Source organism: Eubacterium barkeri, assembly GCF_900107125.1.
Lineage (GTDB): Bacteria > Bacillota > Clostridia > Eubacteriales > Eubacteriaceae > Eubacterium_O > Eubacterium_O barkeri.
Genome location: NZ_FNOU01000003.1, coordinates 155,658 through 178,249, shown reverse-complemented (window position 1 = coordinate 178,249; position 22,592 = coordinate 155,658). Strand labels below are relative to the sequence as shown.

Genomic DNA, 22,592 nt, shown 5'->3' with positions numbered 1-22,592 from the left:
TTATTTTTTAGCCAGCTGTTAAAAAATTTTAAACCATGAAAGGTGGGATTGAAATGGCACGGTACTGTCCAAAATGTTATGTCGCTATCGATGGGGAGGACGTCTTATGTAAGAATTGTGGGACTGTTTTAAAACCCGATTTAGTGGATGAAGCAGGGAATGTCATTGAGGAACCGACGGCTGAAGCGTTGGGGGCCGTCATTACGGAAGAATTGGCAAATGGGGACACCGAGGAGGTATCCGTCGAGCCCCTTCGTGTTGAAGCTGAGGATTCAACAGTCGAAGAGATGGATATAGCGGGTGGGTTTTCCGATGGGGGGACAATACCGCCCCGTGAATCGGAAGGGCCTTCAGTCAAACCGCCGGTACCACCGAAGGCAAAGGATGTGGAAATGGCACCGGTCATTTCCATGGGGGAATGGGTTTGGACCATCCTCTTGTTAATGATTCCAGTGGTTAATATCGTTATGCTGATCATCTGGGCAGCCACCGGAGATACCAATCCCAATAAGCGTTATTTCGCCCGGGCTGAGCTCATCTGGATGGCCGTCGGTATTGTTTTATCCCTGATGCTCTGGGGCGGTATTATGTCCATTGTTATCGCTTTAGCCGGGGTCTATTGATGCCAGGCCAAGCCTCTGGCATTTTGGGGATCACCTCTGAAGTCGGCCGGCTGCGGCGGGTTATTCTCCACCGCCCTGGCCTGGAGCTGGAGCGCATTGTACCGGAGATGCTTAAGGAGGTGCTCTTTGAGGACATTCCCTGGTTGCGGCGGATGCAGGAGGAGCATGATGCCTTTGGGGATATTTTGAAAGCCCGGGGGGTTATGATCCATTATGTCGAGGATTTACTGGCAGATGTACTGGCCATGGACCCGGTTCGCCAGGAGTTGGTGGATGCGGTCATTGATAAGAATCCTTCGTCGGGAGACTATATCGATGGCTTTCTCCGGGATTATCTTTTGGGACTGGCACCATCCGATTTACGAGACGCCTTTATTTCGGGCGTTTTGCAAAAGGAGCTGGATGTTTTGACGAGAGAGCCTGTCCTCAGTGATTATATCCACGGGTCAGCCCCCTATGATTTCGTCATTAACCCACTGCCAAACCTTTATTTTATGCGGGACCCGGCAGTGGTTATTGGTCAGGGAATGGCCATTAGCTCCATGGCGACGGTGGTTCGGAGGCGGGAAAGCCTCTACATGGAGGCCATTTTTAAACACCATCCTCTTTTTACCTCCAATAGAAAAAATCAATATTATAAGCACGATGACTTTTTCTCCCTGGAGGGCGGGGATGTACTGGTGCTCACCCCAGAGGTAGTGGCCGTGGGCTGTAGTGAACGAACGAAGGTCCATGGGGTGGAACGTCTTGCTGCGGCCCTGTTTGAAAAAAGGCCGGAAATTCAAAAAGTCCTGGCGGTAAAGATTCCAAATAATCGGGCTTTTATGCATTTGGATACGGTGTTTACCATGGTGGATGTCGATACATTTACGGTTTACCCCGGTATTTTAGATGCGGTGGAGACGGTTATCATTACCCGGGGAAAGGCTGGAGGCTTGGCCTATCAGCCCTCGGGTGATTTAAAACAATCCTTAGAGACTGCCCTTAAGATCTCCCACATACGCCTTATTGAAAGCGGTGGCGGGAATCCCGTGGCCGCTGCCAGAGAGCAGTGGAACGACAGCACGAATACTTTGGCTGTAGCGCCGGGGGTTGTGGTGGCCTACAGCCGGAATGAGCGTTCCAATGCTATGTTGGAAAAATGTGGCATTGAGGTGATTGGGATTGAGGCCTCGGAGCTGGTACGAGGGCGGGGAGGACCGCGCTGCATGACCATGCCCCTTTGCCGGGATGCCGTTGAAATTTAATGAATATGTCAAGTGTAAAAGTCGATGTTTTTAGAAATCCTGCTAAAAACATCGACTTTTCGTTTATTCCATGGGGAGAACGGATTGCAAAAAAGGACAGTTTCGGATAAAATGTAACCATACAAAAATTGGAGGTAATTATGGGAATCGATTTGAAGGGTCGAAATTTTTTGACCTTATTGGATTTCTCTCCGGAAGAAATCACATTTTTATTAGATTATGCTGACGCACTCAAACAGAAAAAAAAGGATGGATCGATTGGTAAGCTGCTAGCTGGCAAGAATATCGTCTTAATTTTCGAGAAGACATCTACACGAACCCGTTGTGCCTTTGAAGTGGGCGCTTTTGACGAAGGGGCCAAGGTCACTTTCTTAACCAATAGCCAGATGGGCAAAAAAGAATCCATCGAAGACACAGCCAAAGTTCTTGGCCGCTTTTATGACGGTATCGAGTTCCGGGGATTTAAGCAGGAAACGGTGAACGCCCTGGCCGAATTTTCCGGGGTACCGGTTTGGAATGGCTTAACAGACGAATTCCACCCCACCCAAATTTTGGCGGATATGATGACGGTTCGGGAGCACTTTGGGGACTTAAAGGGCCGGAAGCTCGTTTTTGTGGGGGATGCCAGAAATAATATGGGAAATTCCCTGATGATTGGCTGTGCCAAGCTGGGGATGCATTTTACCGCCCTGGCACCAAAGGCCCTGTTCCCAGAAGAATCCCTGGTTGCCAAGATGCGCGCACTGTGCGAAGAAACTGGCGGCTCCGTCACCCTAACCGATCAGATTGAGGAAGGGGTAAAGGATGCCGATGTCATCTACACCGATGTGTGGGTGTCCATGGGAGAAGAGGATAAGATGGCCGAGCGTATCGAAATGTTAAAGCCCTATCAAGTTAATGAGGCGATGATGACAGCTACCGGAAATCCTGAGACCATCTTCCTCCACTGCCTGCCCGCCTTCCACGATGAAGAAACCGTGGTTGGGGCCGATGTAAAGGAACGCTTCGGGCTGTCCGCCATGGAGGTGACCGATGGGGTATTCCGTAGTGAGGCTTCCCTGGTTTTCGATGAAGCGGAAAACCGCATGCACACCATCAAAGCCGTGATGTGCGCCACTTTAGCGACAAACCAGGTGGATGAAAACGGCAAGCCCATCGTATTTTAAATTAAAGAGTTAGGGGACCAACCATGATTATAGAGAACATTACAAAATTGCAAAACGGTTCCGATGTCCGGGGCGTCGCCATGGATGGCGTCGAGGGGGAGAAAATTACCCTGACCGATGATATCACCATGAAGATTGCCTACGCCTTTGGATTATGGCTTAAGGCGAAGCTTGGTAAGGATACATTAACGGTGGCCGTCGGGCGGGATAGCCGCCTCACCGGGCCGAAGCTTGCCCAGGCGGCCTGCCTGGGATTGGTCTGTACTGGAAACCAGGTGTACGACTGTGGATTAGCGACCACGCCTTCCATGTTTATGACCTGTATTGATAAAGAGATGGACTGCGACGGTGCGGTCATGATTACCGCCAGTCATTTGCCCTTTAACCGCAATGGAATCAAGCTATTCACCAAAGACGGAGGCTTGAATAAGGAAGATATTAAAGAAATCCTTACCGAGGCAGAAAGTGTTGAAACCGCCTTTACCCTGGGTGGCAAACGCATCGATCATCCCTTTATTCCTAAGTACGCCGAGGGCATTGTTTCCGCTGTTCGGGAAAAAACCGGCAAAGAGCAGCCCCTGGCAGGGTCCCGGATTATTGTGGATGCCGGAAACGGCGCTGGAGGATTTTTTGCGAAGCTGGTTCTGGCGCCCCTTGGTGCAGATACCACAGGCAGCCAGTTCTTAGAACCCGATGGTCATTTCCCCAATCATGTGCCAAACCCAGAGGATGAAGCGGCTATGGCTTCTGCCTGTGCTGCCGTTGTGGACAATCAAGCCGATATGGGCATTATCTTTGACACCGATGTGGACCGTGCTGCTGTTATTGACGAAAAGGGACATCCCATCAATCGCAATGGCTTTATTGCCTTTATTGCTAATATGCTGCTTAAGGACTACCCCGGGAGCACCATTGTGACGGATTCCATTACCTCCACAGGATTAACCGAGTATATTGAAGGCTTGGGAGGGGTACATCACCGCTTTAAACGAGGCTACAAAAATGTCATTAATGAGGCTATTCGGTTGAATGAAGCGGGACAGGAAACCCACTTAGCCATGGAAACCAGCGGACATGGTGCCATCAAGGAGAATTACTTCCTGGACGATGGGGCTTATCTGGTCACCATGGCCCTCATCCAGTTTGCCGCCCTGCACCAGGAGAATAAGCCTATTTCGGACTTCCTAAAGGACCTAAAGGAACCGGCAGAAGCGGTCGAAAAACGCTTTAAAATTACTTTGGAGGACTTTAAGCCCTACGGTGAGGATGTCCTTGCGCGCTTTGGTGAATTTGCCGCTGCACAGCCTGGCTGGACCATTGTAAAGCCCAATTACGAGGGGATCCGGGTCAGCTGTGATGCCACCGCGGGCAGTGGCTGGTGCCTTATGCGGATGTCCCTCCATGATCCCATCATTCCGTTGAATATCGAGTCGGATGAAGCAGGGGGATGTGAGAAGATTTATACAGTCATTAAAGACTTTCTCGGGGAATTCAAGGAATTAAATCAATAGTGGATTGAATCGCACTTTTTGAAAAACGCATTGTACGCCGATGCGTTTTTTTTACGTAGATTTTGCACAAATGCCACAGTATCTATCCAATGGATGGGGTATACTATACCCTTGTTTTACGAAGGAGGATTAGTGATATGTGTGGAGAAATTCAGTTTGAAATACGAAAAAATTATCGCTGGCTGCGCCCTTCAGAGAAAAAGGTCGCTGATTATCTCTTGTCTTTCGAAGGAGAGATTGAGACCATGACGATTATCGATTTAGCCCATGGTGCAGGTGTCAGTCAACCGACAGTCATTCGGTTTGCCTCTGCCTTAGGTTTCCAGGGATTTAAAGAATTAAAATATCAGCTGATGAAAGCCGATGGGTTGGAGCATCAGGGTTTGGTTCCTCAGCCCCTCCATGGCTTTAAAATCAGTTCCCGGGATCGAATGGAGGATGTGCCCTCCAATATTGTTGCCACGGCAATTACCATGCTCAGGGATACTTTGATGAAAATGGAGACTGAGGATTTTGTCCAATTAATTGAGAAAATTATAAAAGCCCGGCGGGTTTTCGTCTTTGGTGTAGAAAACTCCCACAGTGTGGTCAGTGACTTGGTAACCAAACTTTTATACCTTGGGATCGATTGCCTTTCCTATGGGGATTATTACCTCCAAAGCGTTTGTGCCAATAATTTGGGTCCTGAGGATCTGGCTATTGCCATCTCGTATTCGGGGTATTCCCGCAATACCATCGATGTGCTTAAAATTGCAAAGAAATCGGGCGCGGCTACGGCGGCCATTACAAATTTCGAAAAATCCCTCATTAAGCGATATGGGGATCTATGTCTGACGACTTCCTCGGAGCAGTATATGTATGGGAATGCTATTTTCTCCAGGGTAACCCAGCATGCCCTGGTCGATATGGTTTATACCGGCGTGTTGTTAAGTCGTTTTGAAATCCATACCCAGATTATGGATAATAATAGCCGGATAATCAGTGATCGGGCCTATGAATCCTTAGAAGAACAGGAGGATTTGATGTAGAGTTTACATCATCGATTTTAGGGGGAATGGACGGTAAAATCACTGGATTTCCTGGAATACACGGATAATTAAAAAAGGATGAGGGTAATTATTTACAAGGGTTTAGGCCGGTTTTGGCATGAAGATGCTAAGATCGGTTTGTTTTTTTGTAGAGGTCATGGACGAATTTAGCCATGAGCATTTAACCTAACTTTCGTGTAGATTTGATGATTTCTAGTAAAAAGGTGTGCTAGAGTATAGATGCCCAAGTAAAAAGGTGAAAACGGAGGAAGCGATGCTGAAACTCAACCACATTGAAAAATATTATGATGATAAAAAGATTCTGGATGATGTCGATTTGGAAGTAGAAAGAGGCGAAATATTATCCATTCTTGGACCCTCAGGAAGTGGGAAGACCACCCTGCTGAACCTGATCCTCGGTTTAGTAGCATCGGATGGTGGAACCATAGAGATGGAAGGAGAAGACATCACCCATCTGCCCATGGAAAAAAGGGGATTTAACATTGTATTCCAGGATTACGGTTTATTCCCCCATTTGAATGCCAGACAGAATATCCGTTACGGCCTTCGGAATAAGCCCGGGATATCCACATCAGAAGAAGTGGATGCCCTTATCCATCTCCTGGGTTTAGAGGAACACCTGGATAAGGAAATCGGCCAATTGTCCGGAGGGCAAAAGCAGCGGGTAGCCCTGGCCCGGACACTGGTCATGAAGCCTAAAATTCTGCTGTTGGATGAACCACTCAGCGCATTGGATGGTGTTATCAAAGAATCCATCAAGGAACGGATCAAAATCATTGCCCGGAAATTAGACCTGACCACCATCATCGTCACCCACGATCCTGAGGAGGCCTTGACTCTTTCGGATCGGGTGCTGATTTTAGATGGTGGGCGGATTGTCCAGCATGGGGAGCCCCAAGCAATCCTAAAGGCACCAGCCAGTGATTTTGTGAAAACCTTCATTCTTCATCAATTGGAAATTAAACGGAAGAATATCCTGTCGCTGTATCGCGGGGAATCTCCCATGACGGCCAAGGTGAGTTAAATGCTCCGACACAAGGATATAGAACCTCGAATCATCGGTCTTATTATTGCAGGTATTTTTTTCGTTTTTATGGGAATACCCATGGCGGCGATGCTATGGCAATGCTTTTGGGATGGCAGTGGTCTTTCCCTTGAGCATTTCAAAACAGTATTTACCGAGACGAATTTTGGGGTAGCACTCGTCAATAGTCTTTGGATCTCTGGTGTGGCAGCCCTTCTAACGACAGGTATTGCATCGATCATGGCCTACGCCCTGCACTATAGCCGTCTTCCGGAATGGGTAAAGCGCGGTGTACGGACCATAACGGTGCTGCCCATGCTGCTGCCTACCATCACTTACGGTTTTGCCATCATGTATTCCTTTGGTAAGCAGGGGATGCTGACGCCCTTCATTGGCGGGGGAGAAGCTGGCATTTATGGAATCAAGGGGTTGCTTCTGGGGTATGTTATTTACACCCTGCCGATTTCCTTTCTGTTGATTAATAATACATTGGGTTATATCGATAAACGTTATTCCGTGGTGTCCCGGGTCATGGGGGATTCAAAGGTGCGGACCCTTTGGGTTACGGTGGCCCGCCCCATGACAGGGACTTTGGCCATCTCTTTTATCCAGTGCTTTTTTCTGGCCTTTACAGATTATGGAATTCCGGCATCTTTGGCCGGTCGTTTTGATACGGTGGCGATTACTTTGTACAATCAGATGCTGGGGAGCGTCCCCGATTTTGGAAATGGGGCAGTGGTGGCGCTGATAATGCTGCTTCCTTCTTTAATCAGCATCGTCATCATCAACACCTTGGAACGGTACAATATGTCTTACAGTGGTTTATCCCAGGTCACAGTGCCTAAAAATCCACTGAGGGATATATTTTTAGGGGCCTTTGCAGTGGTTGTGGATTTGGCCTTGCTGTCAATTTTTGCAGTCATCCTCATCATCCCGGCTTTAAAGGCCTGGCCCTATGACTGCACCCTCACCCTGAAGCACTATCAGGCGGTGCTGGCAGATAGCGCTCTAACCAAGATCTATCTTAATTCTTTGTGGGTAGCAGTGTGCAGTGCGGTCATTGGGGTTGCGATTTCCTTTGGCGCAGCGGTGGTGACGGAACGAAGTGCGGTATCCAAGGGATTGAAGAATTTTATCCGGGGTGTGGCCACCATGGCCAATACCCTGCCGGGGATGGTCCTGGGGATTGCTTTCATGCTGAGCTTTAAAGGCAGTATTCTTCAAAACACCTTTGCCGTTGTTATCCTGTCTAATATGGTCCACTTTTTTGCGACGCCTTATATGATGGCAAAAAATGCCCTGTCTAAAATGGATCATTCCTGGGAATCCACGGCCCGGCTCATGGGAGACAGCTGGTTTGCTACGCTGCGACGGGTCATCATCCCCAATGCCAGGGCGACCATTGTCGAAGTATTCCAATATTATTTCATCAATGCCATGGTCACCATCAGTGCGGTGGTTTTCCTGACAGGGGCCCGTACAATGGTGCTGACGACCAAGATTAAAGAGCTTCAGCATTATGGCAGTTTTTACGAAGTGTTCGTTCTTTCTCTTTTGATTCTAGGGACGAACTTGTTGGTGAAGGGCATTACCTTCGCTTTGATCAAATATCAGAAAAAAAGACAAGGAGTATTACAATGAAACGAATCGTCATGTGTTTTTTCGCCATCATCCTGGGGATGACGGTGCTGTTTTCAGCGGGATGTGCCAGCGATGGTACCACCAGTTCGGATCAGGTGGTTATTTACAGTAACGGCGATGATGAAGCCGTAGAGGCAATGAAAAAAGCCCTGGATGGCAACGGCTATTCCGGTCAATATCTCTTTCAGACCTTTGGCACCTCGGAGCTGGGTGGGAAACTGATGGCTGAGGGAACGGATATTGAAGCGGACTTAGTTACCATGAGCTCATTTTATTTGGAAAGCGCCCAGGCTCAGAGCGGCATGTTTACGGATCTCACCTTTGATACAGGCGCTCTTTCAGAATATCCCGGTTATTATTCTCCGGTAACGGCTTTGGAGGGAACCATCATTTACAATACGGAAATGGTAAAAGAAAAGAATTTAACGGTGCCTGCAGCCATTGCCGATTTGGCAAAGCCTGAATACAAAGGTCTGATTTCCATGATTGATATCCAGGGATCATCCACCGCTTGGCTAATGATCCAGGCCCTTGTTGAGCAATATGGGGAAGAAGAGGCCAAGACTATTTTAAAAGGAATTTACGATAATGCAGGGGATCACATTGAAACTTCGGGTTCTGGTCCCATTAAAAAGGTGCGGGCAGGGGAAGTCGCCATTGGCTTCGGGCTGCGTCATCAGGCTGTTGCAGATAAAGCGTCCGGCCTTCCTATCGATTATGCGGATCCCATGGAGGGAAACTACATCTTGACTGAATCCGTGGCGGTGGTCAACCATGGCGGCGGCGAAAAGCAGGATAAAGCCATGGCCATGGCCCAGTGCATCATCGAAAAAGCACGGCCGGAGCTACTGTCTATTTATCCGGTTCCCCTCTACCAAGGAGAAAGTGTTCCAGCAGGTGATGGCACGCCAAAAGTATACAGCAAACCCTTGACCGTAGAGCTGTTAAAACAGCATCAAGCCTTATCGGAATCCTGTAAATAGGGGGGCATCATGAAAAGTTATAAATTATTAACCCCCGGACCACTGACAACCTCCCCTGGCGTAAAGGCGGAAATGCTCTTTGATCATTGCACCTGGGATGAGGATTATAAAGCCATCACCCAAAGAATTCGAAAGAAACTACTGGATTTGGCAATGGTGGGTGAATTAGACTATACTGCAGTACTCATGCAGGGCAGTGGCAGCTTTGGCGTAGAATCGGTGTTGACTAGTGCCGTCGGGCCAGAGGATCACCTCCTGATTCTTTGTAATGGCGTGTATTCCAGGCGTATGGAGGAAATGGCCAAATATGCCGGACTGAACTATAGTATCGAGGAAATGCCTTATAATCGTATTCCGGATGCCACCGCCCTGGATAAGCGCTTGGACGGTGAGCCGGAAATCACCCATGTCGCCATGGTGCATAATGAAACCACGACAGGGATACTCAATGATATCCGATCCATTGGCGAGGTCGTTAAAGCCAGGGGCAGGACCTTCATTGTGGATGCCATGTCCAGTTTTGGTGGCATGGTCATACCCATGGCAGAGTATGGCATTGATTTTCTGATCAGCAGCAGTAATAAATGTATTCAGGGTGTTCCCGGTTTTTCTTTTATCCTCTGTAAAAGAGTCGCGCTGCAAAAATGCCAGGGCCAGGCCAAAAGCCTGTGCCTGGATTTATATGACCAATGGGAAACCATGGAAATCGACGGAAAATGGCGATATACCTCACCCACTCATTCGGTACTGGCATTTTCCAAAGCTCTGGAAGAAATGGAAGCGGCCGGGGGTATCGCAGCAAGAAATACCCGATATCAGGAAAACAATGCCCGATTAATTGAAAAAATGAAAGAAATGGGCTTTAAAACCTATATTACCCAAAATCAGGGTCCCATTATCACCAGCTTTTGTTTTCCGGAAGGCTGCGGTTATACGTTTAATGAGATGTACCATTATATCAAAGAGCGGGGATATGCCATTTATCCGGGAAAAGTAACGGATGCAGAAACCTTCCGTATTGGAAACATCGGAGAAATATACAAAGGAGATATTGATGCCCTGTGTGCCATCATATTCGCATTCCTCGAAGAAAAAAAGGAAGGGGGTCAATAGAATGAGACTTGAAGCGATTATTTTAGATTGGGCTGGAACCACCGTGGATTTTGGCTGTTTTGCTCCGGTGGAAGCATTCATCAGGGCTTTCCGGCATTTTGGGATTACACCTTCATTGGAGGAAGTTCGTCGCCCCATGGGGATGCTTAAGCATGACCATATTGCTGCCATGCTGGGTATGCCGCGAATTGCTGGAGCATGGGAAAAGATTTATGGAATGGGACCAAAGCCAGAGGATGTGGATGCGGTTTATCAGATGAGCGAAAAAGAAATTCTCGCGATTCTAAAGGATTATGCCAGCCCTAAACCGGGGGTACTGGAAGGGGTGGCGGCCTGTCGTGCCAAGGGCCTTAAAATTGGCTCCACCACAGGGTATACAGATGAAATGATGACAGTGGTGGTTTCAGAGGCAGAAAAACAGGGGTACGCTCCGGATTGTTGGTTCAGTCCGGATGCTGTGGGCAGCCTGGGGCGTCCCTATCCCTATATGATTTTTAAAAATTTAGAAAAATTGGCAGTATCAGCGGTGTCAGGGGCTATTAAGGTAGGCGATACGGTTTCAGATATTCATGAAGGTAAAGCCGCGGGCTTGTTGACGGTGGGCATCGTGGATGGCAGTTCCATCATGGGGCTGTCTCAAGAGGTTTTCTCAGCATTGAGCGATGCCGAAAAACAGAGTCATCGACAGCGAACCATCGGTGTTTACCAGAAGGCTGGAGCGGATTATATCATTGAGGATTTTTCTAGGCTTATTCCACTTTTAGAGCGGATAGAATCTCAGAAATAAGAAACACACCGATGGATTCAAATGGATACCATCGGTGTGTTTTTTATTGGGGAGCAGCTAGGGACATGGCGGTCAGGCCATGTCGAACATGCTCTTCAGCGAGCTCAGGCAGCATCCGCCAATCGGCCTTTTCGTAAGTGCTGGTATCGATGGGAGGGAGAATCTGCATTTTTACAGGAGCCTTGTGCATCCAGATGCTGCCGGGGCGCATGACATCATTAGTCCCCTGGATGCACACGGGAACCACGGGTACCTTGGTCTTTTGGGCGATACGAAAGGCACCGGCTTTAAAGTCTGCCATTTCTCCATCTTTGCTGCGGGTCCCTTCCGGAAAAATTACCATAGAGTAGCCTTCACTGACCCAGTGGGCCGCTTCCTCCAGATCCTTTACAGCTGCCCGGGGATCATCCCGATGAAGGAAAACACAGTGTAGTTCTTCCATCCAGCCCCTAATTAGTGGGATTTTTTCATTCTCTTTTTTTGAGACCAAGGGCTTGGTATCGTCACCCAGATATCCGAGCATCAGCGGGATATCACAGTAGCTGAGGTGGTTGGATACATAGATTGCAGGGCCCTTTGGCATATTTTCCAGGCCACAGACTGTAACCTGACCTCCGGCAGAAGTCAGCATGGATTGCGCCCATGGTCGGACAGCAGAACGAACCAGTTCATCGTGGGCCTTTCGATTACCAGCCTTTCCCAGGGCCACGGCCTTTCGGTGCTTGGGAATGAGTGCAATGAGATAAAGCCAAAAATAAATAAACCAGGGAATGACGCGCATAAATAGATTCCTTTCAATCACAAAACAGGTATTAAACACAAGAAAAAGACCGCCGAAGCGGCCTGGGTGAGTACATTAATAGGACACGACGATACCGCCGTTATCGGCGTAAAAGCTGCTGAGGCCACCGGCTTCAAAAATAACCACATCTTTAAATAAGTTGGCATCCAGGATGGCGTTCTTTAGTTTTTCTGCCTGTTCCAGGGCATGGACATGGGTAATGGCAAAAATCCGCTCACCAGCATCCTGAACCTCGGTGGTGATGACTTCCACCAATCGGGCGAATGCTTTCTTCCGGCCCCGGACCTTTTCCTTCAATTCTATTTCCCCATCCCGGGAACCCATAATGGGAACAATTTTAAGCATTTTTCCAATGAGGGCCACCGCAGGACTGATGCGGCCATTCTTAGCCAGATTATCCAGGGAATTCAGAATGAAGTAGGTGGTCATATTGGCAATATAATCCCGGACGATGGGAACGAGATCCTGGGGGGAAAGTCCCCGGGCGATGAGCTCATTAATCTTCATCACCACCAAATCCTCACCACTGGCAGCAGAGAGTGAATCGAAGATATAGACATTTTCTGTAATACCTTCTTCTTCAGCCATTTTCTTCGCCATAACGGCGCTGTTATGGCAGCCGCTTAACTTGCTGGAGATGGTAACGATGTAGTTGGCTTTGGCCGGGTCCATTGCGTCCAGAAAATCCTTGGGGGACGGACAGGCAGTGGTCATCTTGTGCTTGCTCATCTTCATTTTATTAATGAGGAGGAAGGTGTTCAAATTTTGATCGACGATTTCTTCACCATCGATGATGATTTTAAAGGGGATGCGTTGGTATTCCACGGCAGGGCTGAAGGCCGAGTCGTTAAAATCTACGCAGCTATCCATAATAATTTTACTTTCCATGTCAGCTCCTTGATGCCCTCGTGAGGGCGTTTCATTCTATCCTATAGTATAATCGTCAAGGACAAAAAAAGCAATGCTTCACCCAATTAAATCCGTGTTACTTCAAGAAACCATCGATAATATGGGCTTCTGCTTCAGCCTCAGTCAGTCCAAGGGTCATTAGCTTTATAATCTGGTCCCCGGCAATCTTGCCAATAGCGGCCTCGTGGATCAGGGCCGCTTCCAGGTGGTTGGCTGTGATTTCCGGAATGGCCGAAACGACCCCTTGGTCCATAATGATGGCATCACATTCAGAATGTCCCGCACAGCGATTATTACCATTTATTTTGGAGAGGAAGAGCTGCCTGGAGGTATCCCGGGCCACGGAGCGGGAGCTTAAGGTGCAGCTGGCGCCTTCGCCTTCCAAGGCCACTTCAAAGGCGGTCTCGGCGTATTGACTGCCGTGGGTCATCAGCTTTTCTTTAATCACCAGGGTAGCATCCTCTTTAATGATGGCCTTGGACACCCGCTTAGTGGAGTCCACACCCTTAATTTGAGTGGTTTCCATAGTCATGGTGGAGCCAGATTCCAGCTCCATGTAGGTTTCGGGATTAATGACCCGTTCCCCGGACCCCTCCCCAAAGCCGATGTGCTTTTCAAGGTAGAGAACCTTTGATCCGGGTTTTAGAAAGAAGCGGTGAATACCATTGTGTTCTGAGCCATCACAGCCGTCAGTACTGACGCCGCAGCCGGCTACAATGGTGACATCAGCATTTTCACCGATAAAAAAATCATTGTACACCAGATCGTGTACACCGCTGCAGGTAACCAGGGCGGGAATGTAGACCTTGTCGTTCTTGGTACCTGGTGCGACGACGATATCAATACCTGAGCCGTCTTCCTTACTGATGATCTGGATGGCCTCGGTGGAATTTCGTCCGGCACAGCCACTGTTTTCACGGATATTAAAGGCACCATCGGGTTCGCCTTCAATACCGGCCACTTCTTTTAATAAATCTTTTGCAATCTGATCCATGATGTCCTCCTATTTCTGCAGTGGACAGAAGTCCACCTTATCCGTACCGGTGAGCAGCCGGGGGAGAATCTCATCCCGGGTACCCTGGCTGATGATTTTTCCGCTGGCCAGCACGATGATTTCATCGGCAATATTTAAGATCCGTTCTTGATGGGAGATGATCATGATGGAGCCGTTGATGGTCTCATACATCTTTTTAAACACGTCGATGAGGTTTTTAAAACTCCATAAATCGATACCGGCTTCAGGCTCATCAAAGATGGACAGCTTGGTCCCCCGGGCCAGAATGGATGCGATTTCGATCCGTTTGATTTCGCCACCGGAGAGGCTTTCGTTGAGCTCCCGGTCGATATAATCCCGGGCACACAGACCCACCTCGGAAAGATACCGGCAGGCCTCGCTTTGGTTAAGGGCTTCTCCGGCAGCCAGGGAAATGAGGTCATGGACGGTAATCCCCTTGAAACGAACGGGCTGCTGGAAGGCAAAGCTGATGCCAAGACGGGCCCGCTCGGTAATGCTGAGGGTGGTGATATCCTGTCCTTCAAAAAGGATCTGCCCCTTAGTCGGCGTCTGAATCCCTGCGATAATCCGGGCCAGGGTGGATTTTCCACCGCCGTTGGGTCCGGTGATAACTATAAACTTGCCTCCAGGGACCTTTAAATTAATGTCCTTGAGAATTTCTTTTTGATCGTCTTCAGCTTCAAAGCAAATATTTTTTAATTCTAACATAATAACCTCGATTTTTAGTTTATAGAGGGCATGTGGCATCCATCATCTGATGGGTAAAGGATGCCCGTCCTTCGGCGTAGTCTGCAACGATTTGCCCGTGGCCAATGAGTTTATATTTATAGCTTAGGAGTCCCTCTAAGCCCACAGGCCCTCTGGCGTGGAGCTTGGCGGTGCTGATTCCAACCTCGGCGCCGAAGCCAAAGCGAAAGCCGTCTGAAAAACGGCTGGAGCAATTGACAAAGACACAGGCAGAATCCACCAGGGTGGTGAAACGCTTTTGGGCAGCTTCGTCTGTCGTGATGATCACATCGGTATGGCCAGATCCATAGCGATTGATGTGATCAATGGCCTCATCCAGATCAGACACCAATTTAATGGAGAGGATGTAATCTAAATATTCGGTGGACCAGTCTGCCTCGGTGGCAGCATCCACATCGATGATGGCCTGGACCTCGGCATCCCCTAGAAGGTGTACCCCTGCGGCATCCATCTTCGCCTTGAGCGCGGGGAGGAATTGGGGGGCAATGGCCCGGTGGACCAGCAGGGTTTCGGCGGCATTGCAGACTGCTACGTATTGGGATTTGGCATCCACTGCGATATCCACGGCCATGGGAAGATCTGCTTCTGCGTCCACGTACACATGGCAAATCCCGTCGGCGTGGCCCATTACCGGGATGTTGGAATGGTCCATAATATATTTGACGAAGGCATTGGAGCCCCGGGGAATAATTAAATCGATGGTGTCATCCAGGGCCAGCATTTCAGTGACCTCATCCCGGCTCTCCAGGTTTTGAATCCAGCCTTCGGGCATGCCGGCTGCCACGGAGGCATCGTGGATGATTTGGTTTAAGGCGCGATTGGTTTCCAGGGCTTCCCGGCCGCCCTTTAGCAGAACCGCATTGCCGGATTTCAGGCAAAGACTGGAAATTTGAACAAAGGCATCGGGGCGGGATTCAAAGATAATCCCAATGACGCCGATGGGGCAGCTCACCCGATAGAGATCCAGGCCGTTGTCTAATTCCTTGGCCATTTGGGTGTGCCCCACGGGATCGGGCAGTTCAATGAGGCTGCGAATCCCGGAAATGACATCATCCACCTTATGGTCATCAAAGGTCAGGCGTTTTAAAAGAGGGGCCGCTAAATCTTCGGAAACACTGCGTTCATAGTCTCGCCTGTTGGCGGCAAGAATATCACTTCGTCCGGCATCCAGGGCCTCGGCAATAGCTGCCAGGGCCTGGTTTCGGGCCTCTGTGGAGGTGGCTGAAAGTGTAATGCCGGCGTGCCGGGCCAGATGGCCCCGCTCCTGCATGGAGGAATTCGTCATGGTGGATAGCTCCTTTCGTAGTTGCTATTTATGGTAGGTTTCGTGGTTGTTAATTTTAAAAGCCCGGTAAATCTGCTCCAGAAGCATGACCCGGAACAACTGATGGGGAAAGGTCATGGGGGAAAAGGAAAGGGACAAGTCTGAGCGTTTTAGGACTGCTGGTGCGATGCCCAGGGATCCACCAATGACAAAGGTAATGGTGCTGGTTCCTGAAAGACCAAAATCAGCAATCCGGGCGGCAAAGGCTTCGGAGGTCAAGGCCCTTGCACCAATTTCCATGGTGATGACCGCGCCGTTATCCTCCAGATGCCTGAGGACCCGCTCCCCCTCAGCGGCGATGGCCTGGGCCCGCTGGGCCTCACTTAGCCGCTCCGGGACCTTTTCATCCTTCACCTCGAGAATCTCTAGCTTACAGTACCGGCTCAGTCGCTTTTTGTATTCAGCGGCGGCTTGTCCAAGGTAGGCTTCCTTTAACTTACCAACGCAAATTATCCGTATCTTCACGGTTATTTAAAAAGCGTACATGGCAACCATGCTGAGAATAAGGGCTGCCACCAGGACCAGGGCACCAATGCGGTGCCAGGGCTTGATGGTCTGGTGGGTATTCGTTTCTTTTTTCTTTGGGGTATGTTTATGGGGACTTTTTTTACTTGTTGGCATTGTTTTCTCCTTTTATTATAATCGACGATCGGATTCGATTTCGTCTTCAGCTGCATTCAGGTTAGCCTGACGCTTGGCATACTCCTCTCGCATTTCTGCAATTACCCGTTCCTGTTCCAGCCGTGCGGCTTCCTTTTCAGCTTCAACCTGGGCGTTCATCTGGGCAAGGACCGCTGGAATCTTAGCCTGTTCGCCCTCGGCCAAGGTGGTGCCAATATGGCTGATAAAGAGGCTGCGTTTATCAGAGGGACCGGCAAAGTCTGCGACAAAAATGCCCTGCTGGTACCCCAGAATGAGTGTGCCGCCCTGAATCATCACCTGCATGGATTGTCCAATGAAGGCCGCCTTGATTCCGGGGGTGGACCATCCCGTGAATTGCATTCCGTCGTACTTTGGCAGCATATGATTGAGCTTTTTGAGATATTCCCGCTCAATGTTGGGATCAGCAGCATCGGCAAAGGTTATCCCAACGGACTTTTCCGGGGCCTGGAGCATAATCAGCCCATCCTTGATTTGATTGCGATTGACATAGTCCCGGACCAAATCGGTTATTTCCAGCATTCCCTCATGGGTTGCAATTTGAAACGTTAATATTTCCATATAACACTCTCCAATTATCTCTTATAAAATTTAAAAAAAACCTTGATTTAAGATACATTCTATATTACAATAAACTCCGTTGGTTTGCAATTTAAGTTTTAATTTTATCGGGGTGTGGCTCAGTTTGGTAGAGCGCATGGTTCGGGACCATGAGGCCGGAGGTTCAAATCCTCTCACTCCGACCATTTCATAAAAAGCAAAAAGCCAGGGAACAAACGGTTCTCTGGCTTTTTTTGCGCATAGCGTCCGTCACGTGGGTATAGGTATGGTGCAGATCATGGAAGCGTAGCTTCGGTAGCTCAATTTCATTCTCATAAGTGGCACTTCCCCCAGGGCTTTCCTTTTTGCTAACCACCTGATATAATACGCTTAAGTATAGCTTCCCTTCGGGAGATGCCCTTAGATATAGAATACAAGGAGAAATGAAAATGAACCTACTCAAAAAGTCTTGGCCCTGGATTATCGGCTTGATTGTTTTAGCGTTGGTGCTGATTTTGGCTGGGTATGGCATTTACAAGACCCAGGAGGCGGCACGTCTTGTGGCAGAGAAGCAGGCGGCCATAGAAAGTCACGTCAACCCAGGGGATGTGCTGCGCCAGGTGTATGATGCTGAGTTTTCGAATCAGGAGGAAATGCATTTTACCCGGGCAGATAATGCCAAGGGAAATGCCCAGGCACTGCTCAAGGAGTCTACAGATGAGGAGGGTAATCCCGTTTCCTTAATGTTGGTGTATGACCGGAAATCCAAGAATGAGAAATGCAATTTAGTTGCCCTGGAGCGGATTACCTACGAACAGGTTGAAAATGCGCGCCACCCTATTAATACGGAGATATTGGATATCTATGCCGTGGTCCGGGAAGATGGCACGGTCATCTCCTCGGGAAAAACAGATTGGGGAGATCCAGGAAGCCCAGCATTTAATGATGCGACGGGAGAGTGAAAAGGGGAATACGCAAATCATTGTAAAGTGTTTTTATGATTCATTAATATCAGTATAGAATAGAGCTTATTGCTGATGATTGAGTTGGTTGGAGGTAGTCCCTTTGAAAATAACACATCCTGAGCTGCAAAAGCTATACGATTTTGTGCTTTCGGAAAAGACGAAAGAATGTATCGATGTTTTTCTTTTGCAAAAAAAAGGATTGGAGATGAAATATCGCTGTGATCAATTATGGAAAGCAGATCAACTAATTGGAGGAATCGGTGGATATTGTCTGCCCAAAGATCCTATACAAAATCCATTTCCGAGTGGACTAAAAAGGGAGCTTTATAGACCGCTTCAATATGTACGTTCTGAAATCGAGATTACAGATATTCGAATGAATGCGCGCTATGTGATACAAATGTCTGGTATGCATCTTGAAGCGGTATGTCGATTATATTTAAAAGCTAAAGAACCATTCAGAGTATTTAAATTTAAACAGATAACATTAGGGAAATCAATTTATAAGATGCAGAAACTTGGAGATGTGGATTCGATGATTATTGAGAATCTATTACAATTTATGAAAGTGTATAATCGATCAAAACATGAAATAAACCAGGATATCTCGAAGGAGAGACTTTTTACTGCCTATGATGCGATGGTAGGGTATTTTTCAGCAAGATCTCTAGGGGTGAGTGTACTAAAAACTATTAATGTCCATGAAAGTTATAATGCTTATGAAATTCTCAAATAAAAGGTGCAATCATTCTTATTTATACTTTTTATTATATAATTCATAACATTGCTATCGGTTCAAGTATTTAGTATTGAGCTGTTAGAGAATGATTTTAAGAAACTAAAGAATCTCGATCTCACCGATGCCCTTGGGGACAATATCAGCCGGGGACTTAGGAAGGCTATCTAGTGAAAATTGCGGATAAGATAGTCTATAGCGGACGGGATGTTGAAAGATACCCTCAAATTATTTAATGAATGACTCACCGAATTAGAGGTGCTCCTTTCTTAAAACACAAGTTAGTGGACCTTGACTTTTTCCGAATATCTCATATAATTGAAACATTCCAACGATCAGAAGGGGGTGCTTTGGTGTGGAGAAACAACCGCAGGGCCAGCGCATTGAACGTCGCGTGAGTCTTTTTTTGTCATGTCTATTGGTTTTATCAATGCTGGGCGCTGCCCATCTCATTCTGAATGACCACCATCACTGTACTGGAGCAGATTGTCCGGTATGCCATACCATCAGCGCGTGCCAGAACCTTTTGTCCGGCGGCGATGGATTGGCAGGACAGGCCGTGGCATTGGTCTTTGGCTGCATTTTATTTCACGGTATCTTTTTATTTCGAGGGGATCGCCGATCCGGGGATACCCCTGTCTCCCTCAAGGTTAAATTATTGAACTAAAACAGGACGTACCGTCTCCCGTTAAGGGATTTTTTGACGTGCGTTTTTTTAAATTTATTGGTCAATAAATGATGTTGAATTGGAGGAAAAAATTGAAATATTATACGAAAATAATCGGGCTATTGTGTGTTGGGATGATGGCCTTTGGAATAATCACTGGGTGTGGCATGTCGGCGGAAAGGGGGCAGAAAAAGGCGTTTCATATTGTCTGTACCACCTTCCCCGTATACGATTGGACCCGGCAGATCCTTGGAGACCGTGGGGAGTCCATTGAGGTGACACTGCTCCAGGATAAGGGCGTGGATCTCCATAGCTACCAGCCAACGGCAGCGGATATTAAAAAAATCAACAATGCCGATTTGTTTATCTATATTGGCGGGGAATCCGATGACTGGGTGGAAAAGGTTTTAAAGACGGATGCTCAGAAAAAGCCAAAGACGCTGCGCTTGATGGATGCACTTGCTGAAAAAGTAAAGGAGGAGGCGGTTGTCGAGGGAATGCAAACCGAGGAGGAGGGGGAGCATGACCATGATGAGCCGGAGTTGGACGAGCATATCTGGCTCTCCTTTAAAAATGCGAAGATTGCCTGTAATGCCATCGCAACAGCCCTCCAGCAGATGGATGGGGATCATGCCCAGGAGTATATTAAACGGGATGGTGAGTATGTTGAGAAATTATCGGAAATGGACGAAGAATACAGTAGGATGGTAGCGGCGGCTAAGCATCAAGTGGTCATCTTTGGGGATCGTTTTCCCTTCCGGTACCTTATGGATGATTATGGGATTACCTATTCTGCCGCATTTGTTGGGTGTTCGGCGGAGTCCGAGGCAAGCTTTCAAACCATTTCTTATTTGGCTCAAAAGGTGGATGCCACGGGAGTTTCAACCATTTTCACCATTGAAAATTCCGATCAAAAAATTGCGAAGACCATTGTGGAAAACACCAAAGCTAAAAATCAAAAGATTCAGGCTTTAGATTCCATGCAATCCGTCACAGCCTCGGATATCTCCAAGGGAGAAACCTATTTGGGTATCATGGAGAAGAATTTATCGGTACTTCGAGGGGCCTTGAATGAGTAGAACGCAAATGTTACAAATTCAGTTTAATGCCGTTACCCTGGGTTATGAAAAAAAACGGGTGGTGGAGGGATTATCCCTCGCCATCCACTCCGGGGATTATCTCGGTGTCATCGGAGAAAATGGTGTGGGGAAAAGCACCTTTATTAAAACCCTGCTGGGGCTGATCCCTCCCATATCTGGACAGATCCAGTGGGGAGAGCGGCTTTGTCCTTCGGGGGTCGGCTATTTGCCCCAAATGACGGGAGCATCCCGGAATTTTCCGGCGATTGTGAAAGAAATTGTGTTATCCGGACGATTGGGGCATATGGGGCATCGCCCCTTTTATAGTGGTATGGACCGGCAGATTGCCCAGAATGCCATGGAGCAGGTGGGCATCGCAGGACTTGAAAAACAGCCCTTCGGCAGACTGTCCGGGGGTCAGCAGCAACGGGTGCTTCTGGCACGGGCATTGTGTGCGGCCTCTGATCTCTTGGTTTTGGATGAGCCGGTCAGCGGATTGGACCCCGAAAGTCGTGGGGCTTTTTACACCTTGGTGAAGCAATTGAATCGAACCCTGGGAGTGTCGATTATCATGGTTAGCCACGATATTACGGCTGTGGTCCAACAGACTAGCCATATTCTTCATCTTGATCGTTCTCCGCGGTTTTACGGCAGCCGGGAGGATTATGTCAAGAGTGCTGTGGGTAAGGCGTATTTGGCCGCCAGCAAAAGGGAGGTATAAAAAGATGCTTTTGACCGATCTAACCTACCCTTTTGTTCAATATGCCCTCGTTGCAGGGGTGCTCATTGCCCTTTCGGCTTCATTATTGGGGGTAACCTTGGTTTTGCGGCAATTTTCACTTATCGGGGACGGCCTGTCCCATGTGGCTTTTGGTGCCATGGCAGTGGCCATGGTCCTACAGCTGACAAATAAAATGGTCGTAATTCTGCCACTGACCATCCTTTCCGCCATCGTCCTGTTGAAACGGGGCCAGCAGATGCGTGTCATGGGGGATGCCGCTATTGCCATGGTTTCAGTGGGGGCCTTGGCTTTGGGGTACCTCCTGGTGAATCTCTTTTCCCAATCAGCCAATATCAGTGGGGATGTTTGTACAACGCTTTTCGGTTCGACCTCCATCCTGACGCTGACCGTATTGGATGTGGTGCAGTGTCTGGTTTTATCCATTGTTGTTATTTTGGTGTTTGTTTTTTTCTACCATCGGATCTTTGCCCTGACCTTTGATGAAACCTTCACCAAAGCCATGGGACTGAATACAAAGGCCTATAATCTTCTCATTGCCATCGTTACAGCGACCATCATCGTTCTGGCCATGAATTTGGTGGGATCTTTGTTGGTTTCGGCGCTCATCGTTTTCCCTACGCTTTCCGCCATGCAGCTGTTTCACAGCTTTAAGCAGGTGGTGGTAGTCTCTGGAGTGCTTTCAGTGCTCTTCACAGTGATGGGTATTCTAACCGCCATCATGTTTTCGACCCCCGTGGGTGCCACCATTGTCGTCATGGGGATGATGGTGTTTTTACTGTTTTATGGGATGGGCAGAATCGGTGGTCAGCGATGAAGAAAAAAAGATTCTGTGGCTTAATATTGTGCATTGTACTGTTACTTCTCTTTTTGAGCGGTTGCGGGAGCATGAACAAACCCGTGGATTACGATTTAACCCAAATGGGTGAAACCCTGGGGTACTCCCAAGCGGTACAGATTTTAAATGCACCCCAGGATTATGTGGGGAAAACCATTCGGATCCAGGGGGTGTTCAAGGTCGCTATCTCAAAAAACACGGATTACTTTTGCTTTTATACCCCAATTTCCGACGTGACGGCATGCTGCTCGGTGCCCCTGGAATTCACATGGGAAACAGGTAGCTATCCCGAGGATTACCCGGAGGTGGGCACACCCATTGAGATAACTGGAGAATTCCAGAGCTATAAAATCGAAGGGGCAAAGGCGACCTTTTATCATTTAACCCATACGACGGTAAAAATCTTAAAATAAATAAAAAAAGCCCA

The 22,592-nt window shown here is 48.2% G+C and carries 25 protein-coding genes and 1 tRNA gene; 18 read left to right on the top strand and 8 right to left on the bottom strand.

The window, feature by feature from the left end; all coding sequences use genetic code 11:
* The first annotated feature begins 53 nt into the window (after window positions 1-53).
* The 10 genes from BLU30_RS14330 (at window position 54) to phnX (ending at window position 11,144) form a co-directional block, all read left to right on the top strand.
* Entirely contained in the window at window positions 54-623 is a 570-nt protein-coding gene (locus tag BLU30_RS14330) for a zinc ribbon domain-containing protein (protein ID WP_207647985.1), read from the top strand.
* Window positions 623-1,870: an arginine deiminase gene (locus tag BLU30_RS03405; RefSeq protein ID WP_090243472.1), complete on the top strand. Its 1,248-nt coding sequence runs from the start codon at window positions 623-625 to the stop codon at window positions 1,868-1,870. Before BLU30_RS14330 ends, BLU30_RS03405 begins: the two co-directional genes overlap by 1 nt.
* Before the next feature lie 140 nt (window positions 1,871-2,010).
* The gene (argF, locus tag BLU30_RS03400; RefSeq protein WP_090243470.1) at window positions 2,011-3,036 is read left to right on the top strand and encodes an ornithine carbamoyltransferase; all 1,026 of its coding nucleotides are present in this window, start codon (window positions 2,011-2,013) and stop codon (window positions 3,034-3,036) included.
* 23 nt (window positions 3,037-3,059) lie between these two features.
* Entirely contained in the window at window positions 3,060-4,547 is a 1,488-nt protein-coding gene (locus BLU30_RS03395) for a phosphohexomutase domain-containing protein (protein ID WP_090243468.1), read from the top strand.
* Window positions 4,548-4,684: 137 nt separating this feature from the next.
* Window positions 4,685-5,575: a MurR/RpiR family transcriptional regulator gene (locus BLU30_RS03390; protein ID WP_090243466.1), complete on the top strand. Its 891-nt coding sequence runs from the start codon at window positions 4,685-4,687 to the stop codon at window positions 5,573-5,575.
* A 274-nt stretch (window positions 5,576-5,849) separates the two neighbouring features.
* On the top strand, window positions 5,850-6,620 hold the full coding sequence (locus BLU30_RS03385) for an ABC transporter ATP-binding protein (RefSeq protein WP_090243464.1): 771 nt from the start codon (window positions 5,850-5,852) through the stop codon (window positions 6,618-6,620).
* Window positions 6,621-8,261 (top strand): ABC transporter permease subunit, encoded by a 1,641-nt coding sequence (locus BLU30_RS03380; protein WP_090243463.1) that lies wholly within the window; start codon window positions 6,621-6,623, stop codon window positions 8,259-8,261.
* Window positions 8,258-9,244, top strand: a complete 987-nt coding sequence (locus tag BLU30_RS03375; RefSeq protein WP_090243461.1) for an ABC transporter substrate-binding protein — start codon at window positions 8,258-8,260, stop codon at window positions 9,242-9,244. The genes BLU30_RS03380 and BLU30_RS03375 overlap by 4 nt, the downstream gene beginning before the upstream one ends.
* 9 nt (window positions 9,245-9,253) lie before the next feature.
* Window positions 9,254-10,357 carry a 2-aminoethylphosphonate--pyruvate transaminase gene (locus tag BLU30_RS03370; RefSeq protein ID WP_090243459.1) on the top strand — a complete coding sequence of 368 codons (1,104 nt, stop codon included), beginning with the start codon at window positions 9,254-9,256 and terminating at the stop codon, window positions 10,355-10,357.
* Window position 10,358: 1 nt separating this feature from the next.
* A complete protein-coding gene (gene phnX / locus BLU30_RS03365) occupies window positions 10,359-11,144 on the top strand; it encodes a phosphonoacetaldehyde hydrolase (protein WP_090243457.1) in 786 nt (261 codons plus the stop codon).
* Window positions 11,145-11,187: 43 nt separating this feature from the next.
* Here the strand turns inward: phnX and BLU30_RS03360 are convergent, their stop codons facing one another.
* The 8 genes from BLU30_RS03360 to BLU30_RS03330 form a co-directional block, all read right to left on the bottom strand.
* The gene (locus BLU30_RS03360) at window positions 11,188-11,925 is read right to left on the bottom strand and encodes a lysophospholipid acyltransferase family protein (RefSeq protein ID WP_090243455.1); all 738 of its coding nucleotides are present in this window, start codon (window positions 11,923-11,925) and stop codon (window positions 11,188-11,190) included.
* A gap of 75 nt (window positions 11,926-12,000) precedes the next feature.
* Window positions 12,001-12,834 (bottom strand): DegV family protein, encoded by an 834-nt coding sequence (locus BLU30_RS03355; protein WP_090243452.1) that lies wholly within the window; start codon window positions 12,832-12,834, stop codon window positions 12,001-12,003.
* A gap of 97 nt (window positions 12,835-12,931) precedes the next feature.
* A complete protein-coding gene (locus BLU30_RS03350) occupies window positions 12,932-13,849 on the bottom strand; it encodes a SufB/SufD family protein (RefSeq protein ID WP_090243450.1) in 918 nt (305 codons plus the stop codon).
* A gap of 9 nt (window positions 13,850-13,858) precedes the next feature.
* Complete coding sequence (locus tag BLU30_RS03345; protein ID WP_090243503.1) at window positions 13,859-14,578, bottom strand: ABC transporter ATP-binding protein; 720 nt, start codon at window positions 14,576-14,578, stop codon at window positions 13,859-13,861.
* A 19-nt stretch (window positions 14,579-14,597) separates the two neighbouring features.
* Entirely contained in the window at window positions 14,598-15,902 is a 1,305-nt protein-coding gene (locus BLU30_RS03340) for a glutamate-5-semialdehyde dehydrogenase (RefSeq protein WP_090243449.1), read from the bottom strand.
* 24 nt (window positions 15,903-15,926) lie between these two features.
* Entirely contained in the window at window positions 15,927-16,406 is a 480-nt protein-coding gene (gene rlmH / locus BLU30_RS03335) for a 23S rRNA (pseudouridine(1915)-N(3))-methyltransferase RlmH (RefSeq protein ID WP_090243448.1), read from the bottom strand.
* 6 nt (window positions 16,407-16,412) lie between these two features.
* Window positions 16,413-16,562 (bottom strand): hypothetical protein, encoded by a 150-nt coding sequence (locus BLU30_RS14190; protein WP_176770812.1) that lies wholly within the window; start codon window positions 16,560-16,562, stop codon window positions 16,413-16,415.
* 15 nt (window positions 16,563-16,577) lie between these two features.
* A complete protein-coding gene (locus BLU30_RS03330; protein ID WP_090243446.1) occupies window positions 16,578-17,162 on the bottom strand; it encodes a YjbQ family protein in 585 nt (194 codons plus the stop codon).
* A 108-nt stretch (window positions 17,163-17,270) separates the two neighbouring features.
* On the opposite strand from BLU30_RS03330, the gene BLU30_RS03325 reads away from it, so the two are divergent.
* The 8 genes from BLU30_RS03325 (at window position 17,271) to BLU30_RS03290 (ending at window position 22,578) form a co-directional block, all read left to right on the top strand.
* Window positions 17,271-17,347, top strand: a tRNA-Pro gene (locus BLU30_RS03325).
* Window positions 17,348-17,590: 243 nt separating this feature from the next.
* On the top strand, window positions 17,591-18,103 hold the full coding sequence (locus BLU30_RS03320) for a hypothetical protein (protein ID WP_090243444.1): 513 nt from the start codon (window positions 17,591-17,593) through the stop codon (window positions 18,101-18,103).
* A 103-nt stretch (window positions 18,104-18,206) separates the two neighbouring features.
* Window positions 18,207-18,842: a hypothetical protein gene (locus BLU30_RS03315; RefSeq protein ID WP_090243442.1), complete on the top strand. Its 636-nt coding sequence runs from the start codon at window positions 18,207-18,209 to the stop codon at window positions 18,840-18,842.
* 355 nt (window positions 18,843-19,197) lie between these two features.
* A complete protein-coding gene (locus BLU30_RS03310; protein WP_090243440.1) occupies window positions 19,198-19,509 on the top strand; it encodes a hypothetical protein in 312 nt (103 codons plus the stop codon).
* 92 nt (window positions 19,510-19,601) lie between these two features.
* The gene (locus tag BLU30_RS03305) at window positions 19,602-20,588 is read left to right on the top strand and encodes a metal ABC transporter substrate-binding protein (protein WP_242873491.1); all 987 of its coding nucleotides are present in this window, start codon (window positions 19,602-19,604) and stop codon (window positions 20,586-20,588) included.
* Entirely contained in the window at window positions 20,581-21,309 is a 729-nt protein-coding gene (locus tag BLU30_RS03300) for a metal ABC transporter ATP-binding protein (RefSeq protein WP_242873490.1), read from the top strand. Before BLU30_RS03305 ends, BLU30_RS03300 begins: the two co-directional genes overlap by 8 nt.
* A 4-nt stretch (window positions 21,310-21,313) precedes the next feature.
* The gene (locus tag BLU30_RS03295) at window positions 21,314-22,144 is read left to right on the top strand and encodes a metal ABC transporter permease (protein WP_090243435.1); all 831 of its coding nucleotides are present in this window, start codon (window positions 21,314-21,316) and stop codon (window positions 22,142-22,144) included.
* Entirely contained in the window at window positions 22,141-22,578 is a 438-nt protein-coding gene (locus BLU30_RS03290; RefSeq protein WP_090243432.1) for a hypothetical protein, read from the top strand. Before BLU30_RS03295 ends, BLU30_RS03290 begins: the two co-directional genes overlap by 4 nt.
* The last annotated feature ends 14 nt before the right edge of the window (window positions 22,579-22,592 follow it).

Excerpts from the sequence above, each read along its gene's own strand:
- BLU30_RS14330 (WP_207647985.1), top strand. The coding sequence starts at position 54 with ATGGCACGGTACTGTCCAAAATGTTATGTCGCTATCGATGGGGAGGAC.
- BLU30_RS03405 (WP_090243472.1), top strand. The coding sequence starts at position 623 with ATGCCAGGCCAAGCCTCTGGCATTTTGGGGATCACCTCTGAAGTCGGC.
- argF (WP_090243470.1), top strand. The coding sequence starts at position 2,011 with ATGGGAATCGATTTGAAGGGTCGAAATTTTTTGACCTTATTGGATTTC.
- BLU30_RS03395 (WP_090243468.1), top strand. The coding sequence starts at position 3,060 with ATGATTATAGAGAACATTACAAAATTGCAAAACGGTTCCGATGTCCGG.
- BLU30_RS03390 (WP_090243466.1), top strand. The coding sequence starts at position 4,685 with ATGTGTGGAGAAATTCAGTTTGAAATACGAAAAAATTATCGCTGGCTG.
- BLU30_RS03385 (WP_090243464.1), top strand. The coding sequence starts at position 5,850 with ATGCTGAAACTCAACCACATTGAAAAATATTATGATGATAAAAAGATT.
- BLU30_RS03380 (WP_090243463.1), top strand. The coding sequence starts at position 6,621 with ATGCTCCGACACAAGGATATAGAACCTCGAATCATCGGTCTTATTATT.
- BLU30_RS03375 (WP_090243461.1), top strand. The coding sequence starts at position 8,258 with ATGAAACGAATCGTCATGTGTTTTTTCGCCATCATCCTGGGGATGACG.
- BLU30_RS03370 (WP_090243459.1), top strand. The coding sequence starts at position 9,254 with ATGAAAAGTTATAAATTATTAACCCCCGGACCACTGACAACCTCCCCT.
- phnX (WP_090243457.1), top strand. The coding sequence starts at position 10,359 with ATGAGACTTGAAGCGATTATTTTAGATTGGGCTGGAACCACCGTGGAT.
- BLU30_RS03360 (WP_090243455.1), bottom strand. The coding sequence starts at position 11,925 with ATGCGCGTCATTCCCTGGTTTATTTATTTTTGGCTTTATCTCATTGCA.
- BLU30_RS03355 (WP_090243452.1), bottom strand. The coding sequence starts at position 12,834 with ATGGAAAGTAAAATTATTATGGATAGCTGCGTAGATTTTAACGACTCG.
- BLU30_RS03350 (WP_090243450.1), bottom strand. The coding sequence starts at position 13,849 with ATGGATCAGATTGCAAAAGATTTATTAAAAGAAGTGGCCGGTATTGAA.
- BLU30_RS03345 (WP_090243503.1), bottom strand. The coding sequence starts at position 14,578 with ATGTTAGAATTAAAAAATATTTGCTTTGAAGCTGAAGACGATCAAAAA.
- BLU30_RS03340 (WP_090243449.1), bottom strand. The coding sequence starts at position 15,902 with ATGACGAATTCCTCCATGCAGGAGCGGGGCCATCTGGCCCGGCACGCC.
- BLU30_RS14190 (WP_176770812.1), bottom strand. The coding sequence starts at position 16,562 with ATGCCAACAAGTAAAAAAAGTCCCCATAAACATACCCCAAAGAAAAAA.
- BLU30_RS03330 (WP_090243446.1), bottom strand. The coding sequence starts at position 17,162 with ATGGAAATATTAACGTTTCAAATTGCAACCCATGAGGGAATGCTGGAA.
- BLU30_RS03320 (WP_090243444.1), top strand. The coding sequence starts at position 17,591 with ATGAACCTACTCAAAAAGTCTTGGCCCTGGATTATCGGCTTGATTGTT.
- BLU30_RS03300 (WP_242873490.1), top strand. The coding sequence starts at position 20,581 with ATGAGTAGAACGCAAATGTTACAAATTCAGTTTAATGCCGTTACCCTG.
- BLU30_RS03295 (WP_090243435.1), top strand. The coding sequence starts at position 21,314 with ATGCTTTTGACCGATCTAACCTACCCTTTTGTTCAATATGCCCTCGTT.
- BLU30_RS03290 (WP_090243432.1), top strand. The coding sequence starts at position 22,141 with ATGAAGAAAAAAAGATTCTGTGGCTTAATATTGTGCATTGTACTGTTA.